The sequence below is a fragment of the Gracilimonas sp. genome (assembly GCF_040218225.1).
Taxonomy (GTDB): Bacteria; Bacteroidota; Rhodothermia; order Balneolales; family Balneolaceae; genus Gracilimonas.
The window spans coordinates 64,825-80,701 of record NZ_JAVJQO010000006.1 but is presented as its reverse complement, the minus strand read 5'-3'; the positions used below and the strand labels follow the sequence as shown (position 1 = coordinate 80,701).

Here is a 15,877-nt window from a genome sequence, read left to right as displayed (position 1 = left end):
GCTAAGCATAAATACCACGCAGTTTCAGCGTTGTTGCCACCCGGTCGATGGCATACACATAAGCCGCTTGACGGAGCGTAATACTATACTTTTCACTCACCATAAACAAGTTGTCAAATGATTCTCTCATCATTCTGTTCAGGCGTCGGTTAACACGCTCTTCGGTCCAGAAATAACCGTGACGATCCTGTACCCATTCAAAATAGGAAACGGTAACACCACCGGCATTTGCGAGAATATCCGGAATTACCATAATTCCTTTCTCTTCCAGGATTTTATCGGCATTCGCAGTAACCGGACCGTTGGCACCTTCAGCTATAATTTTGGCGTTTATTTTAGGGGCGTTGTCTTTATTGATTTGATCTTCTTTAGCTGCGGGAATCAGTACATCGCATTCGAGCTCCAATAACTGCTGATTGCTAATGGGTTCGGCGCCTTCAAAACCCTCCAAAGAATTGCCGTGGGTTTGGGAATACCGGATCGCTTCTTCAATATCAATTCCATTCTTATTGTAGTAGCCACCGCTAATATCACTGATAGCAATTACTTCAGCACCTTGCTCGTACATAAGCTGCGCAGACACAGAACCTACGTTTCCAAATCCTTGAACTACCACGGTGGTATTGCTGGGGGAGATGCGAAGTTTGCCTAAAGCCGCAAGCGTACAAGTTACTACTCCACGGCCAGTGGCTTCCTTACGTCCTTTGGAACCACCAAGAATAATAGGCTTTCCGGTTACAACAGCATTTTCTGTTTTCTTCTGTTTCATGCTGTAGGTATCCATGATCCATGCCATCACCTGTTCGTTGGTGTTCATGTCAGGAGCCGGGATATCACGATCCGGGCCAAATACATCCAGCATATTGGCGGTATACCGCCGGGTTAGTCTTTCAAGTTCAGACTGTGACAAGTTCTTTGGGTTTACCCGAACGCCACCTTTTGCTCCACCAAAGGGAACATTTACGCAGGCACACTTCCAGGTCATCCAGGCTGCGAGAGCTTTTACCTCGTCGATGGTGACATCTTCGGAATAACGAATTCCACCTTTGGAAGGCCCTAAAATACTGTTGTGAATTACACGATAACCTTCAAATACTTCAATACGTCCATCGTCCATGGTTACCGGAATGGAAACCACCACCACCTTTTCGGGACTGGATAAATATTTAAAAACGCCGTCGTCTAAATCGAGAATTTCAGCTGCAAACCGAAAGCGCTCCATCATGGAAGCAAAGGGAGAGTCGTGAGCAATGTGAGGAACAGGTTCTTTATAGTAGCCGCTGGTAATAGAGTCTTTTGTGGACATCGTCTGTATTTGATGTTTTTGTTGCTGAATCGCTCAAAAAAGCGGTTCCAAATATAAAAGGAATATCGAAAACAAGTATAACTTTATAGAAAAAAGACGATGAAATTTTGGCAGAATCAGAAATGAAACTTCGGGAGTTTTTATCGTCTTCCTATCATTACATTTATTGATGAATTTATTAAAGAAAATCAGCATATAAATTCTAGCCCGCTTTAGATTCATCGGCGATTGGTATCAAGGAATACTGATTTTCAAGCTCTTAGTTCCTAAAGTTTCCATTGTTATAAAATTGTTAAGTATTGGGGAATTTAGCTTCTCGTAACACTGTCTTAACATGCGCTTAGTACCCTTGGGCAAATCTTCAGCACACTAAATTTTATCAATGTCTAATACACAGTCTAACGAAAGTGAGCAAAGCCCGATAGAACGCCTGATTCCGACGGGCTTTTACGATGTAATTAAGCAGGAACGAATTTTTATTGGCCTGATCGGTCTGTTCTTTTTTATCTCCGGTGTTGTTTTTCCTTACGCAGAACTGGCCATGTGGGTTGGTTTTATATTCGCCGGTTATTCAGCTATTGCCAACGATAGTATTCAAACTATCGGGACTTTTCTGGCTTCCAACATGGATAAAAAATGGTGGATGCTCTGGCTCTGGATCGGAGGTATTTTCCTTGTCACTGTTTCAGTAAGCTGGTATATCTTCGACGGGGATGTAACGTATCAGCGACTTACCTCGAAAGGTTTTGCTGATGCACCAACTGAGTTTTCATTTCTGCAGGTAGCTGCTCCGGTATTTTTGTTGATCCTTACCCGGATGCGGATGCCGGTTTCAACAACCTTCCTGTTGCTAAGCTGTTTTGCCACTTCTGCAGAGGGAATCACCTCTGTGCTCGGCAAGAGTTTACAGGGATATGGGTTAGCTCTTATTACAGGTTTGGTAGTTTGGCTGGTGGTTACAAATACCGTGGAAAAGAAATTTAATGGTGAGCCTAAGAAATTCTGGATGCCTCTGCAGTGGATTATTTCCGGTACGCTTTGGGCCGTTTGGGTCATGCAGGATGCAGCTAATATAGCCGTATACCTGCCACGTTCGCTTGACTTCACTCAGTTCCTTGGTTTTGCTCTCTTTATTTTCTTTGGACTTGGACTACTGTTCTATTTAAGGGGAGATAAAATACAGGAAATTGTTACCGAGAAGTCGCGCGTTTCTGATGTACGATCGGCCACCATTATTGATTTTGTATATGCTATTCTGCTCGTCTATAAGCTCACTGTAAGCACGGTGCCTATGAGTACGACCTGGGTATTTCTTGGGCTGTTGGCCGGACGAGAAATCGGGATGAGCATCATGGATGGTAAAGAGCAGGGCAGACCGATGGGTAAGGTGTTTGGTATGGCATTTAAAGATCTGAGTTACGCCTTAATTGGTCTGGCAGTGTCGATAGTGTTGGCTATTTCAATCAATGATGAAGTTCGTGACCAACTCTTAGGCATGATTGGCTATTGATATTTAAAGGCAAATACCTCATACTAAGGCGTGCTTACATCAGTGAGCACGCCTTTTTTTTGTTTCATATTCTGCATTCTTCATGGAAATTAAAACCAGAATATCATCAACAGAATTTAAACCGGATGCACTATGAACGCTAATGTGCTAGTTTTAAATCAAGACTACCAGCCGCTGAGTATTTGTTCAGTACAGCGGTCTATGAAGCTGATTTTTCTTGAAAAAGCAGAGTTGCTTCACGATGATCCGGATAAAGAAGTGCGTACTCCAAGGGAATCATTTCAGTTTCCTTCTGTAATACGGCTCAGGAGCTACATCCGGGTTCCTTACAGTAAAATTGTACTGTCCCGCAGAAATGTAATGCGGCGTGATGACTTCACCTGCCAGTATTGTGGCAAGAAGTCCGATTTAACCATTGACCATATTATCCCCAAAAGCCGGGGCGGAAAAGATACCTGGGAAAACCTGACCACAGCCTGTGACAAGTGTAATGTGCACAAAGGAAACCGAACGCCTAAGGAAGCCCGAATGCCGCTTAAGAAAAAACCTTACCGTCCGATTCCAATTACTTTCTTCCGCGATTCAAACGGAGGCGTGCAAGAGCCCTGGAAACCCTATCTCTACATGACTTAAGGAATCTCAATATTGAACATTCAATGTTGAATATTCAATATTCTTCTCCTCTGTTAACCGTCCTTAAAAAGCCTTATCTTTGAGGTTCATTTAACGTCAAGAAGTATTTTTAAACTTCCTATCTATGAGTAAGAAAGGCAGAGTATTAGTAGCCATGAGTGGCGGTGTCGATTCATCCGTAGCTGCAGTTATGCTGCAGGAACAGGGTTATGAAGTGATTGGCATTACCATGAAAACCTGGGATTATCACCGAAGTGGTGGGAATTCAGACAAAGAGACTGGTTGCTGTACGGTAGAGTCTATGAATGACGCACGTCACATAGCCGTGAATCATGGTTTTAAACATTTTATCGTTGATATCCGAGAAGAATTTGGAGATTGGGTAATCGATCGCTTTGTAGATGATTATCTGGGCGGAAGAACGCCTAATCCATGTGTACTTTGCAATACTCATATCAAGTGGGCGGCACTGCTCAAAAGAGCAGACAACCTGGGATGTGATTTCATTGCAACCGGCCATTACGCTAAAGTCCGTGAAGAAAATGGACGTTATGTGATTTCAAGAGGACATGATCCTAAAAAAGATCAGTCATACGCACTGTGGGGAGTAGCTCAAAAACATTTGGCCCGGACGATCTTTCCGTTGGGAAATTATCCAAAAACTGAAATCCGGCAAATTGCCGAAGATCATGGATTACTCAACGTAGCCAACAAACCCGATTCCTATGAAATCTGCTTTGTACCTGATGACGATTACCGGCGATTCCTCAGAGATCGTGTAGATGGTCTTGAAGAGCGGGTTTCCGGTGGTAAGTTTGTAGATAAGGACGGAAACATTGTTGGAGAACATGAAGGCTATCCATTCTATACCATCGGTCAGCGCCGTGGATTGGACCTTGCCATGGGCAAACCTGTGTATGTGACTCACATTAACCCGGCTACCAATACCATCACTATTGGTGAAAAAGAGGATTTAGTTAGTTCTACTTTAATTGCCGGTGAAATGAATCTGATCAAGTATGACAGAATCCCTGAAAAGGAAATGGAGATCACCGGAGCAATCCGTTATAATGATGATGGAGCCATCGGTCAGCTTACTCAAATCAGTGATGATGAAATGAAAGTTCACTTTCCGGCAGGCAGGGAAGCCATCACTCCGGGACAGGCTATTGTTTGTTATGAAGGAGATGATGTGGTAGCTGGCGGCTGGATTAAGAAAGTGAGTGTGGGCATGGATGATTTAATCCCTGCCTGATATATTCTTACGAAACAACTCTTACCTTAGAGCGTTTAACAATTCGTCTATCAAACCTAAAAATATTACTATGAAAACAAGACGACTATTCAGTACCGCGCTATTTTTAATGGCTACTTTCTATTCGGCGTCTGCCTTTGCTCAGTTTGAAGGTCATATACAAATAAACCTTTACAGTGATGATAATGGGCAAAGAGAAGTTAGTGAATTGAATCTCTATGCGACTGCAGACCGCATAATGATTAAGGGAGAAGAAAGCCTGGAGGTAATGGGCAAAGTTAGTGCCGGCGGCTTATTGATCAGAAATGATATGAAGGATTTTATCATTATGACGGATCAGGATAAAGCTCTGCAGGCTACCAAGTCGGGAATAGAGTCTCTTGTTGAAATGCTGACCAGCTGGTCAGGAGATTCCGAAAGTTCTTCATCAGGAGCACCAGACACCGAATATGAATATACCGATCGTACTAAAACCATTCTGGGATATGAAACCACGGAGCTGATCATAAAAAGTAATGAAAATCCTGAGAGCCATCTTTCCGTTTGGTTAACTCCGGGAATAGACATCAACTGGGGCATGCTGGCTGAGCCATGGAAAGGAATGCCTAAAGATATCGACAAAGAGCTTAATGGAATGTCACAGGATGTAATTTTTAAAGGCAAGAACTTCCCGCTGATGATTGAAGTTGTGGAAGAGGGTAAGCGAGAAATTGTAATGGATGTGAAGAATGTGAATCGCTCCAGTATTGCCAAGGCAATGGTTGAAGTGCCAGCCGGCGTAAAGTTGATAAGCCTTCAGGAATACATCTTTAGCATGATGATGGAGTAACAAATCTTTCCTGATTGTAACAGAAATTGAAAAAGCCCGGTACAGATTTTGTGTCGGGCTTTTTTTTGCAGAAATAATTTATGCAACCTGGAGGGCGATGTATGGATTACATATTACCCAGTAAATACATGTCTCCGGTAGGTTGTGGAACACCACCTTTTGGCTCCATGGTGATAGCAAAGGCACCTTCACGGGCATCACTTTGCAGCTGTTCAATCTTGAAGAAATTATCACGCTGTGGATCGTCTACTGCAAATACACCAGCACTGATTGGTTGTCCATTTACAATAAACCATAGCTGGTAGTCTTTGTCACTTGGAACAATAGGCATATTAGCAACCTGGAGCAGGGCACGTCCGCCTTGTTTATCCCATACAACTTTTCCATATCCGTTTGGATTTGTGTTTTCAGTACCAGCCATCATAACGAGGTCCACTTCCCGTGCTTCGAGTATGGTAAGTAGTTCTTCTTTTCGTTGCACTTCACTTTCAAGTTGCTCAATAGTCGTTTGTTGCTGCGCTATAGTCTGTGACTGCCCGCGCATATCTTCTTCCAGCGATTGTGAATAAAACAGTAAGCCAATAGAAGTGAAGATAAAAATAAATGATGCTGCCACAGCCACACGATACCATCTCATTCGGGTTACAGGTGCATTTCTGGTTTTCGAAGTTTGATTAGCTGCGACACCCGTAGCCATTTTCATGATATTTTCTTTAACGGAGAGGGAAGGTTTCTGGGCTGGTGCAAGCGTAGCCATTTCGGCAGCAACAGCTTTCAGTTCATCATGAAGTGCTAACTGGTCCTCATCTGCTTCAGCTAATAATTGCTGAAACTCCTTTTCTTCGCTTGCACTCAACGCATTGAGCACATGCCCCGTACAAAGCTCTGTAAATCTGTTATTATCGTTACTCATAATTCTATATCCTTCGCTAAAAGCTCTCTTAATTTTATCATGCCATCTCTCATCCTTGTTTTAACTGTACCGAGAGGGATGTCGTATTCGTCTGCGATTTCACTTTGGCTCATCCCGTTAAAGTAAGCCACTTGTAATACCTTCCTTTGTTTGTCAGATATTTGGTCCAACGCGTCCCGCAATTTTTTTGCGCGATCGGTTAATATGGTGTTTTCCAACGGATCTGCTTCATCTGAATACAGCGGATAGAAAACATCTTCATCATCCAGGCTGGTCGATTGCTTTTTCTGTTCCTTATAAACCTTGGACCGTAAACGGTCTATCGATTTATTTCGGGTTAAAGAAACAATCCAGGTATAAACAGTTCCTCTTTCTAAATCAAACTGCTCGGCTTTCTCCCAAATCTGTGTAAAAACTTCCTGCAAGGTGTCTTCAGCTTCCTCTCGTTTTTTGACGATAGAAAGAATCAGTCCAAAAAGCAGTCTGTTATATTGATCATACAATTCGGAGAGGGCAGAAGCGTCACGCGCTTTAATACGGGCCATAATGTCCCGATCCCTTTCTTCATCCTTTGTCAGGACTTTCCCAATTGTAGATAAAATGAAAAAAAGCATAAATGTCTGATGTGGTTATATACGCAGGCCGTTCAACAATGGATTGACATCCTGATAAAATTATGATGTAAATAAAAGGAAAAACTAGTCATTAACCCAAAGCTTTCTTCATTTTTTTCACTTCGTTGATGGGCTGGTCGCAGGTAAAATCTCTGCATATATAAAGCGTGGGTTTGTCGTTTAGTTTCTTTTGTGTGGAGGTATAACCGGCAACTTCTGTCAGTAGTTCATGATTCTTTTCAGTAATCATATGCATCACTTTAAAAGGGGTGAATTGATTCCGAACCAGCTCCAACAATGCTTTCTGCTCGGTTGATTTTGCCCTGAAAGTGATCTCCCTGGCATCAGCATTCAGGAATTGAATGGATTGCATACTGTGACAAATACTGGCCCCGGATCGGATTAAATCAGCTGAAAAAGCCTCACCGATTTTATCAGCATAACCTTCAAGCTCCGTATTTCCGGATAAACGGCTCAACCTGATCAGGTTCATCATGGCAACAGAATTGGAGGAAGGCATGGCTCCGTCAAAAATCTGCTTTTGTCGCCCATAAACCTGATCTTCGTCGGCTATGCTGAAATAGAACCCGCTTTTCTCTGTATCCCAAAACAATTCGATAAACTGCTCATTCAGTGTCAGGGCTTTTGAGAGATATTGAGGCTCAAAGGTAGATTCATACAGTTCAATCAACCCCCAGATCAGGAACGCATAATCATCGGCCATGGCATCGATCGCAGCTTCACCATCATTGTACCGGTGGATCAGTTTTTCTTTCTCTACAAGATGATCCTCAATGAATTGCGCCGCTTTTTCCGCAAGCTCAGTTAGATGATCGTCATCAAATGCAAAACCCGCTTTTGCCAGGGCGGCAATCATAAGTCCGTTCCAGTCGGTCAGGATTTTATCATCAAGTAACGGGCGGACTCTTTCTTCCCGCTTCTTGAAAAGTGAAGTTCTGACTTCTTTGAACCATGAAGATTGGTCTGGCTTTAAGGCAGAAGTGAGATGAGGAATGTTCTTTCCGGTGAGTTCTTTGGTGGCTTCATCCTCAAAATTACCTTCTTCCGTAATGTTGAAATGGTCGATAAACTTCTGGGAATCATCTGAAAGTACCGATTCAATTTCATTTTTCTCCCATATGTAGAACTTTCCTTCTTCTCCTTCGCTGTCAGCATCTTCAGCTGAATAAAACCCACCTTCCGGGTGAAGTAAATCTCGTTCTATATATTCACCAATTTCATAAACCGTTTGCTTGAAAAGCGAATTTCCAGTAGCCTGCCAGCCTTCCGTATAAGCCATCATCAGCAGGGCTTGATCGTACAGCATTTTTTCAAAATGGGGAAGCAGCCACTCCTGATCGGTTGAGTAGCGGTGAAAGCCAAATCCAATATGATCCCAGATTCCGCCCAGTCGCATTTTTTCGAGAGTGGAAGTCACCATCTCCAGAAATCGTTCTTCTCCCGTCAATTTCCACTGGCGAAGCATAAACATCAGGTTGTGTGGACTTGGGAATTTCGGGGCCGATCCAAATCCACCATGTTCGGAGTCATATCTCTGAGCGAGTTGTTCTGATGCAAAATCAGTAGCTTCAGTCCCGGGGAAATTCCCGCTTTCATATTCCTGGGATTTGGTAAATCCTTCTCGGATTTTAGCTGTAGCTTTTTCAACCCGTTTGGGCTCGTTCTCCCACATGCCTTTCACTCCGGGAATCAGCTGTCGCAAACCAATTCGGTTAAACCTAGCCTCTTTAGGAATGTAAGTTCCCGCAAAAAATGGTTCCTTTCCGGGCGTCATGATGATCGTCAGCGGCCAGCCGCCTTGTCCGGTAAGCATTTGGCAGACCGTCATATATGTGCTGTCGATATCCGGCCGTTCTTCCCGGTCTACTTTCACATTGATGAAAGCCTCATTCATCAGCTTAGCAATTTCAGGATCTTCAAAACTCTCGTGCGCCATCACGTGGCACCAGTGACATGTGGCGTATCCAATGGAGAGGAACACCGGCTTATTCTCTTTTTTGGCCTTTTCGAAGGCCTCCTTGCCCCAGGGATACCAATCCACAGGATTGTCGGCGTGTTGTTTTAGATAAGGGCTTTTCTCGTCTTTGAGTTTATTCGGCATTGTAATCTTTTTTGAAACGCTGACTGTAGTCAACGATAAATCGATCGTATTTTGTTTTCATTAGGGGTGATGTAATCAGGAAATCAGCAGATGAGCGGTTACAGGCCATCGGGATGTTGTACACAATACTGATACGCTGGAGAGCCTTTACATCCACATCATGCGGCTGGGCTTGCAACGGATCCCAGAAAAAGATCATTACATCAATTTCATTCTGGACGATGGCAGTACCAATTTGTAAGTCGCCGCCAAGCGGACCACTTTTGAAGGTAAACACAGGAAGATCTAACTTGTCAGATACTAACGATCCGGTAGTTCCGGTACCAAACAGGTTGTGTTCTGAAAGGTGTTCGCGGTTGTATTCGGCCCAGTCCAGTAAATCTGCTTTGCGATGATCGTGGGCAATCAGTGCAATATTCTTTTTGGGTTTCATGGGTTGAACACTATCCGCAATGGATGGATGTAATTGTTTTGCAGACATAAAAAGATGTTGAATTGAGTGAGTAATAATTACTCAAAGATGCGAAGTGACGGGCAATTATAAAAACGATTTAGGCGGGATTCTGGGCCGGAAATGGTTTTAGAGAGTAATGATCAAAATAGGGGGATGGCCCAGAATCTAAATGGATTATAAGCTTCCACAGTTGACTGTTTATATCGAACTCAGGTTGAAATAGTAAAGTGAGAGGCCTCAGAAGAATGCTAATCATCAAAAATTTAGAGCTTTCGTGATTTAGTGGCGCAAAAAAAATCTTCACCGAAGCTCTGCCTCGAACTATATTACCAATCGCATTGGTGGGCGTTCTAAGCGGATTTGCTTCACCTTGAATTCTTCGTCGTCAAAGCCTTTGAGCTCTTTCATGCTTTCTTTCACGAAAAAAGTATCGGAGTGTTTGTCGAGATACAGCTGCACATCGGGGTGATTGAATACCGCTTCGGAAACCATAATTTCTTTTTCAGAGGCAATATCAACCAGGCGGGATGCAATATTAACCGTGGTTCCGAAATAGTCGATGCGCCCGTTCAGGTTCACGGCCGTGCAATCCCCAAAATGGACCCCGGCTTTAATCTTAAAGGAATCACCCATCGAAGTAGAAGTCGTGAAGATTTGCTGAATACGCTGTACGGCTTTTAGAGCAGAAACCGGCTCCCAGAAAACAGCCATTACAGAATCCCCGATGGTTTTCACGATTCCGCCGCGTTCCTCAGCTACAATCTGCTGTATAATCTTGAAATGTCCCATCACGCGACCAATAGCCGATTCGTCCCCTTCCTGAACATATAATTCCGTAGAGTTCATCAGGTCGGTGAATAGCATGGTAACTTCAGATGCTTTTACTTTGCTGGTTTCCTTCAGTGTCTCGCGGGAGAATAGTTCTCTGAAATCATGCGACGAACTTACTTCACTGGCATAAATAGCTTCTTCTTTCCAGTTTAACTTGTCGATAAAGCAAACCGATTTTTTTGAAGAACGGTTGCTGATGATCAGGTTTGGATTGGTAGAAATCGTGATCTCCTGTCCATCCAGTTCTTCATCCGTAATATATACGGTAATATTATCTGCGCCTTCTTCTCTCACATGTAAAATCAAATGACCATCATGGTTATGAGTCCGGAAAAGATAGGTTCCTTCTTCTAACCGTATTTGGGGATATTTTGCATCGCCAATATCCAGGGTTTGCTGAGTCACACGGTGTGGTTTTGAACTCGGGCCACCCAGGCAGAATTTCTTATCATTGATTTTTCTTATCAGCGGATGAGGGGTGAATACCAAATGGGTATTCCGGTTGAAGTCCATCATATAATCAGACTCGCAATCATCACAAAAAAGATGAACACGGGCTTCTCTCATCTTGCGGAAGGTATGCTTGGGCGACTTACATTTGGGGCAACATACATCCCAGCTGAAATCCAGTATGTCCAGCTTGGAGGCGTGAAGGAATACATTTAAAACCGAGTATTTCTTCTCTCCCCAATACTCTGCCAGGGAATAGGGGTGAATACGTGTCAGATCTTCGTCATCAGCAAACCGGATGAGATCAAAAAGCCGGTTTACAATTCGCTTCCGCTTACTGTTTTCAATAAGCTGCGTCTTCAGGGTATTGATTTTTCGTTCAGCACCACGAACCAGCTTCTTTGGTTTCGAAATTTCATAAGGTTTCAGGTTTTTGGAAACACTCTCATCAACCTGTTGCAGGTATTTGGTAAGCCGGCGCTTGATTACATATTCGACATAGGCCTTTATCAGAAAAGAGAAAAATATATTTGAGGGCTGCACCCAGATTTTAATACTGACCCGGGTTTCGTCATCCAAAGAAATAAATTCAGTGCGAAACTTGAGTTCTTTGAGCATGCCCAGCTTATAGTGGCGTGTTACCCCAAAGCGATAGGGATATTCCCAGATATAAGGGGTTTCCTGCCATGTAACATACGATTTTAGTTTGCTATGGCTAAGCTCTAAAAATCCTTTTGGAGTACTGCGTGAAAGGGATGTTTCACTCACAGGAGTGGCTCCCAGGATTCGAAATATCCGGTTCGTATCAGACACATAAGGCCATAGCTTTGCCGGGGAGGCCGAGAGGCTAAAATGCCAGTGATAAAATTGCTTTTGTCCTTCTTTCATTTTTACTAACCGAATAACTCTATAACAGAAAGGTTCGAATCTTGATGAATGAACCCGTATCTTTATCGTCACTAAATAGAGTTTCTGTAAAGATAAATGTTACAAAATTTTAATAGACAATAATAATGGCAAAAGAACGAACACTGACTATTCTCAAACCCGATTGTGTACGAAAAGGACTGATCGGAGAAGTAACAAAACGAATTCAAGATGCTGGGTTTTCTATCCTTGCAATGAAGATGACCCGACTCACTAAAGACACGGCTGGTGGATTCTATGCGGTTCACAAAGAGCGTCCTTTTTACGGCGAGCTTTGCGAATTTATGAGCAGCGGAGCCTGTGTGCCTATGATTCTGGAAAAAGAGAATGCAATTGCAGATTTCAGAGAATTGATCGGAGCTACCAATCCAGCTGAAGCTGACAAAGGAACAATCCGTGCTGACTTTGCTGACAGTGTGGGGGAGAACATCATTCACGGTTCCGACTCTGTTGAAAATGGAAAAATTGAAGCGGCTTACTTCTTTGCTGAATCAGAAGTGGTTGCAAATCAGGCTTAATTAATTCCTGCATTCGTACTACATTTAGGTCTCGTGGTTTTACTGCGAGGCTTTTTTTATTTCATCACTTAAATCCTAGCTATGAAAGTTACATTTTCCCTGGTTCTGCTAAGTTTGTTTCTCATGAGTTGCTCAATACAACAGGATCACAAAGATGACCTGGTAAAAACTGGGGCTGAAATTTTATTAGACGAGCACTTATCTGAATTGCAAGGGAAGAGGATTGGGCTGGTAATGAATCCAACTTCCCGGGTAGATGGTGTACATATGGTGGATACGCTGATGAGCCTGGGTGTGAATGTGACCGCCTTGTTCGCCGCTGAACATGGATTTCGGGGGGAAGCAGGAGCCGGAGAGGAAATTACAGATGGAGAAGATCAGGAAACAGGCCTGCCAGTCTTTTCTCTTTATGGTTCAACAAAAAAGCCAACGGCAGAAATGCTGGAAAACATAGATCTGATCTTATTTGACCTGCCAGACATGGGTGTCCGATTTTACACCTACAATTCCACCATGGGATTAGTGATGGAAGCGGTGGCAGAAAATGATAAGGAAATGTGGATACTGGATCGTCCAAATCCGCTGGGGGGTAATTATGTATCCGGGTGGATTCTGGAAGAAGAGTACAAGTCGTTTGTGGGTTCTTATCCAATGCCCATAGCTTATGGGATGACGATGGGAGAGATTGCCCAAATGGCTGTTGGAGAAGGATGGCTCAATTTAGAAACAGAACCAAATTTCAGAGTCATCAAAACTTCGGGCTGGGATAGGGATATGCTTTGGCCGGAAACGGGTTTGCCCTGGATCGCTCCTTCGCCGAACTTGCCTACATTCGAACATGTATTCGCTTACCCCGGAACGGTAATTTTTGAAGGGACAAACTTGTCAGAAGGCCGGGGCACACCTGATCCCTTTTTAACAATCGGTGCTCCGGAGTTTAAAGTTCAAGAATCCGACCTGACAGAGTTAGAGAACAAACATTCGGTAGAGCTGGAAGCTATTACTTTTACCCCTCAATCAATACCCGGTAAAGCGCCAAACCCAAAGCTCGAAGGGCAAAAATGTAAGGGGATTCGAATTACATTCGGTGGCGATTATACAAAAACGGACCCTGTTAAATTAGGATTGGATCTGTTAAAATTAGCACAAGCCAACACTGCTGATTTTGAGATCAAGTCTTTTGCGAATAAACTCTATGGAATAGACCTGAAGTCCATCATCGAAAATGATGAGGACATTCCTTCGTGGCAATCGGATGTAGAAGCGTTCAAAGAGCAAAGAGTGAAATACCTTTTATACTAGCGATAACATCTCACTCATTTTTTTTGGCGCATCCACTCATAGCTGACAAGAGCTGCGCTAACTGAAGCGTTCAATGACTCAACATCATTTTGCATCGGAATGTGAATTACTTCGTTGCAACGTTTGAGATTTTCTGTATGAATTCCGTCGCCTTCACTCCCAATTAAAAAAGCTACGGGTTTGTTTAAATCGGTTTCCCATAACGTTTTCTTACCTGAGCCGTCTAACCCAATGATAGAAAATCCGGTAGCAGTCAGGTCTTTAATTCCCTGGTTAATATCGTGAATTCTGATGACCGGAATTCTGCCTGCAGTACCAGCCGAGGTTTTAAAAACAGTAGCATTAACCGGAGCTTGGTTTTGCATGGGAATGATAACCGCATCCATTCCAGAGGCAGCTGCAGACCGGAGAATAGCTCCAAAGTTATGTGGGTCTTCAATTCCGTGTAATAGAAGTACTGCAGGATTTTTTGACATGATCAGGGTCTCAACCCAGTCAAAGAAAGGGGTGTATTTAACAGCACTTCTTTGTGCTACGAAGCCCTGGTCGTTCACTTTGCCTACAAGGCTGAATATCTTTGGTCCTGGAACCTTGACGAGGGGGACGTCGTTGTTTTTTGCAAGCTCTGATATATTTTGATAGGAAGAAGGCTTGATATTATTCTTTACAAAAATTTTGTCAATTTCATCAGGCTGATTTTGGAGAGCTTCCTCTACCGGATTGCGACCATAGATGAAAAAATTTTCAGAATTTGTCATAAATAATTTTAAAGTCGTTTTAGTTTCATTATAATAAATGAGTGTCAGAAGACAGGTTAGCTAAAAAATAAAGGACATGTTTGAAGAAGAGAAACATAAAAACCCATTAGTTAGCGATGGTTTAAAGCAGTTAAATATAACCAACCGTAAAGCTACAGGCATCTCTGATTTTATGGATCGAGTGCATTCAATAAATGGATTGCATTTTGTGTCGGCCATAACTCAGATTTTTTTAGGGACGTCTGTGGTAGCGCTTTCATTAATTAATAGTATACAACCTTTTTGGTTAGCTACTATTATGACGGTGTTCGGCAGTATCACAACTATGGTAGGATTATATTTTATGTATAGTATTATTACTCACTCAGGTGCATTCGATTCCCTTTTGCATAAAGCCATTAAGCGTGTAATAAGCTCGCAAAATTAATTCATTGTTAATAATTAATTTATAGTATCGGCAATTTAATTTACTATCGTTGGGATAGTTATGCGTTTCATAAAATTCTTTCGATAATTTGAAATTACTTTTTTGTCTATTCCCCTTATTATTGGTGGTAAACCAAACGATCATATCCCAACCCAGAACTTTGGACTTACCAATCCAGCTATATTCCGGTTCCGAAGATAACTTCATTGTTATAGGACACAGAGGAGCCAGTGCTTACTATCCAGAGAATACCATGTCTGCTTTCCGGGCTGCCTACGAGATGGGAGCCGAAATGATAGAGCTGGATATTCTGCTGAGTAAAGACGGGATTCCTGTAGTTATTCATGATGAAACTCTTGACCGCACAACCAATGGAAAAGGATTGGTTGCAAACTATTCTTTAGAGGAGCTCAGGAAATTGGATGCCGGACTTTGGTTTGGTGAAGAACATGCTGGCGAACAAATTCCTACGCTGGAAGAGGTCCTCGAATTTGCCAAGGGTAAAATAGCCCTGAATATCGAAATTAAAACCGAAGCGGTTGCCGATGAGCCCTCTGGCGGTATAGAAGAGAAGGCACTGAACTTGGTAAAAAAACACGGAATGGAAGCCCATGTATTATTCTCCAGTTTTGACTATCGGGCTATATCCCACCTCAAACAGCTGGATGTGGACATCTCTGCTGCTCTGCTGTACGAAAAAAGCCAATCTGCAGGCCGTATTCCATCTGAATTAATAGAGAATTACGAAGCCGACGCCTTTAACTGTAGCCGGCGTCAGTTCTCAAAAAGATGGGCAGAAGATACACAGAGGCATAATATTCCGGTTTTTATATATACCGTGAATAATAAGAGGCACATGGAGAAAGTAATTAAGCGGGGTGCAAGCGGGATTTTTTCCGATAAGCCGGATCTGTTGAAGCAAGTTGTGGATAACATGTGGAAAACAAAGTAGGTTTTCTTGCCAATCTGCATTGAATGGGGATAGGGAACCCCCTATATTTTATATCCATTAACTACACTCATTTCCC

Annotated in this window: 15 protein-coding genes; 8 read left to right on the top strand and 7 right to left on the bottom strand. The window is 42.9% G+C overall.

From position 1 onward, the window contains the following. Nucleotide 1: 1 nt before the first annotated feature. Nucleotides 2–1,306 (bottom strand): Glu/Leu/Phe/Val family dehydrogenase, encoded by a 1,305-nt coding sequence (locus RIB15_RS07570; protein ID WP_350201547.1) that lies wholly within the window; start codon nucleotides 1,304–1,306, stop codon nucleotides 2–4. Nucleotides 1,307–1,688: 382 nt separating this feature from the next. On the opposite strand from RIB15_RS07570, the gene RIB15_RS07565 reads away from it, so the two are divergent. From RIB15_RS07565 to RIB15_RS07550, 4 genes are all read left to right on the top strand, one after another. Next, nucleotides 1,689–2,816, top strand: a complete 1,128-nt coding sequence (locus RIB15_RS07565; RefSeq protein WP_350201546.1) for a hypothetical protein — start codon at nucleotides 1,689–1,691, stop codon at nucleotides 2,814–2,816. A gap of 132 nt (nucleotides 2,817–2,948) precedes the next feature. Next, entirely contained in the window at nucleotides 2,949–3,449 is a 501-nt protein-coding gene (locus RIB15_RS07560) for an HNH endonuclease (RefSeq protein WP_502881342.1), read from the top strand. A 124-nt stretch (nucleotides 3,450–3,573) separates the two neighbouring features. Then, a complete protein-coding gene (mnmA, locus tag RIB15_RS07555) occupies nucleotides 3,574–4,704 on the top strand; it encodes a tRNA 2-thiouridine(34) synthase MnmA (RefSeq protein WP_350201544.1) in 1,131 nt (376 codons plus the stop codon). A 70-nt stretch (nucleotides 4,705–4,774) separates the two neighbouring features. Beyond that, nucleotides 4,775–5,533, top strand: coding sequence for a DUF4412 domain-containing protein (locus RIB15_RS07550; RefSeq protein WP_350201543.1), 759 nt, complete (start codon nucleotides 4,775–4,777; stop codon nucleotides 5,531–5,533). A gap of 106 nt (nucleotides 5,534–5,639) precedes the next feature. Here RIB15_RS07550 and RIB15_RS07545 read toward each other — a convergent pair whose 3' ends face one another. From RIB15_RS07545 to RIB15_RS07525, 5 genes are all read right to left on the bottom strand, one after another. Continuing rightward, nucleotides 5,640–6,446 (bottom strand): anti-sigma factor, encoded by an 807-nt coding sequence (locus RIB15_RS07545; RefSeq protein ID WP_350201542.1) that lies wholly within the window; start codon nucleotides 6,444–6,446, stop codon nucleotides 5,640–5,642. Then, complete coding sequence (locus RIB15_RS07540) at nucleotides 6,443–7,060, bottom strand: sigma-70 family RNA polymerase sigma factor (RefSeq protein WP_350201541.1); 618 nt, start codon at nucleotides 7,058–7,060, stop codon at nucleotides 6,443–6,445. The genes RIB15_RS07545 and RIB15_RS07540 overlap by 4 nt, the downstream gene beginning before the upstream one ends. A gap of 91 nt (nucleotides 7,061–7,151) precedes the next feature. Then, entirely contained in the window at nucleotides 7,152–9,182 is a 2,031-nt protein-coding gene (locus RIB15_RS07535) for a thioredoxin domain-containing protein (RefSeq protein WP_350201540.1), read from the bottom strand. Beyond that, nucleotides 9,172–9,615, bottom strand: a complete 444-nt coding sequence (locus RIB15_RS07530) for a methylglyoxal synthase (RefSeq protein ID WP_350202049.1) — start codon at nucleotides 9,613–9,615, stop codon at nucleotides 9,172–9,174. The genes RIB15_RS07535 and RIB15_RS07530 overlap by 11 nt, the downstream gene beginning before the upstream one ends. Nucleotides 9,616–9,957: 342 nt before the next feature. Next, nucleotides 9,958–11,805: an adenylate/guanylate cyclase domain-containing protein gene (locus RIB15_RS07525; RefSeq protein ID WP_350201539.1), complete on the bottom strand. Its 1,848-nt coding sequence runs from the start codon at nucleotides 11,803–11,805 to the stop codon at nucleotides 9,958–9,960. A gap of 125 nt (nucleotides 11,806–11,930) precedes the next feature. Between RIB15_RS07525 and ndk the strand changes: the two genes are divergently transcribed. Then, nucleotides 11,931–12,362, top strand: coding sequence for a nucleoside-diphosphate kinase (ndk, locus tag RIB15_RS07520; protein WP_350201538.1), 432 nt, complete (start codon nucleotides 11,931–11,933; stop codon nucleotides 12,360–12,362). A gap of 81 nt (nucleotides 12,363–12,443) precedes the next feature. Beyond that, the gene (locus tag RIB15_RS07515; RefSeq protein ID WP_350201537.1) at nucleotides 12,444–13,664 is read left to right on the top strand and encodes an exo-beta-N-acetylmuramidase NamZ family protein; all 1,221 of its coding nucleotides are present in this window, start codon (nucleotides 12,444–12,446) and stop codon (nucleotides 13,662–13,664) included. A 14-nt stretch (nucleotides 13,665–13,678) separates the two neighbouring features. On the opposite strand, the gene rlmB is transcribed toward RIB15_RS07515, so the two are convergent. Further along, nucleotides 13,679–14,422, bottom strand: coding sequence for a 23S rRNA (guanosine(2251)-2'-O)-methyltransferase RlmB (gene rlmB, locus RIB15_RS07510; protein ID WP_350201536.1), 744 nt, complete (start codon nucleotides 14,420–14,422; stop codon nucleotides 13,679–13,681). Nucleotides 14,423–14,498: 76 nt separating this feature from the next. On the opposite strand from rlmB, the gene RIB15_RS07505 reads away from it, so the two are divergent. Continuing rightward, complete coding sequence (locus tag RIB15_RS07505; protein WP_350201535.1) at nucleotides 14,499–14,849, top strand: hypothetical protein; 351 nt, start codon at nucleotides 14,499–14,501, stop codon at nucleotides 14,847–14,849. Between the two features lie 160 nt (nucleotides 14,850–15,009). Further along, nucleotides 15,010–15,801, top strand: a complete 792-nt coding sequence (locus RIB15_RS07500) for a glycerophosphodiester phosphodiesterase (RefSeq protein WP_350201534.1) — start codon at nucleotides 15,010–15,012, stop codon at nucleotides 15,799–15,801. Nucleotides 15,802–15,877: the final 76 nt, after the last annotated feature.

What these genes read in the sequence shown, in the direction of transcription:
- mnmA (WP_350201544.1), top strand. Translation starts at nt 3,574, where the DNA reads ATGAGTAAGAAAGGCAGAGTATTAGTAGCCATGAGTGGCGGTGTCGAT.
- rlmB (WP_350201536.1), bottom strand. Translation starts at nt 14,422, where the DNA reads ATGACAAATTCTGAAAATTTTTTCATCTATGGTCGCAATCCGGTAGAG.
- RIB15_RS07535 (WP_350201540.1), bottom strand. Translation starts at nt 9,182, where the DNA reads ATGCCGAATAAACTCAAAGACGAGAAAAGCCCTTATCTAAAACAACAC.
- ndk (WP_350201538.1), top strand. Translation starts at nt 11,931, where the DNA reads ATGGCAAAAGAACGAACACTGACTATTCTCAAACCCGATTGTGTACGA.
- RIB15_RS07565 (WP_350201546.1), top strand. Translation starts at nt 1,689, where the DNA reads ATGTCTAATACACAGTCTAACGAAAGTGAGCAAAGCCCGATAGAACGC.
- RIB15_RS07550 (WP_350201543.1), top strand. Translation starts at nt 4,775, where the DNA reads ATGAAAACAAGACGACTATTCAGTACCGCGCTATTTTTAATGGCTACT.
- RIB15_RS07570 (WP_350201547.1), bottom strand. Translation starts at nt 1,306, where the DNA reads ATGTCCACAAAAGACTCTATTACCAGCGGCTACTATAAAGAACCTGTT.
- RIB15_RS07540 (WP_350201541.1), bottom strand. Translation starts at nt 7,060, where the DNA reads ATGCTTTTTTTCATTTTATCTACAATTGGGAAAGTCCTGACAAAGGAT.
- RIB15_RS07525 (WP_350201539.1), bottom strand. Translation starts at nt 11,805, where the DNA reads ATGAAAGAAGGACAAAAGCAATTTTATCACTGGCATTTTAGCCTCTCG.
- RIB15_RS07560 (WP_502881342.1), top strand. Translation starts at nt 2,949, where the DNA reads ATGAACGCTAATGTGCTAGTTTTAAATCAAGACTACCAGCCGCTGAGT.
- RIB15_RS07545 (WP_350201542.1), bottom strand. Translation starts at nt 6,446, where the DNA reads ATGAGTAACGATAATAACAGATTTACAGAGCTTTGTACGGGGCATGTG.
- RIB15_RS07515 (WP_350201537.1), top strand. Translation starts at nt 12,444, where the DNA reads ATGAAAGTTACATTTTCCCTGGTTCTGCTAAGTTTGTTTCTCATGAGT.
- RIB15_RS07530 (WP_350202049.1), bottom strand. Translation starts at nt 9,615, where the DNA reads ATGAAACCCAAAAAGAATATTGCACTGATTGCCCACGATCATCGCAAA.
- RIB15_RS07505 (WP_350201535.1), top strand. Translation starts at nt 14,499, where the DNA reads ATGTTTGAAGAAGAGAAACATAAAAACCCATTAGTTAGCGATGGTTTA.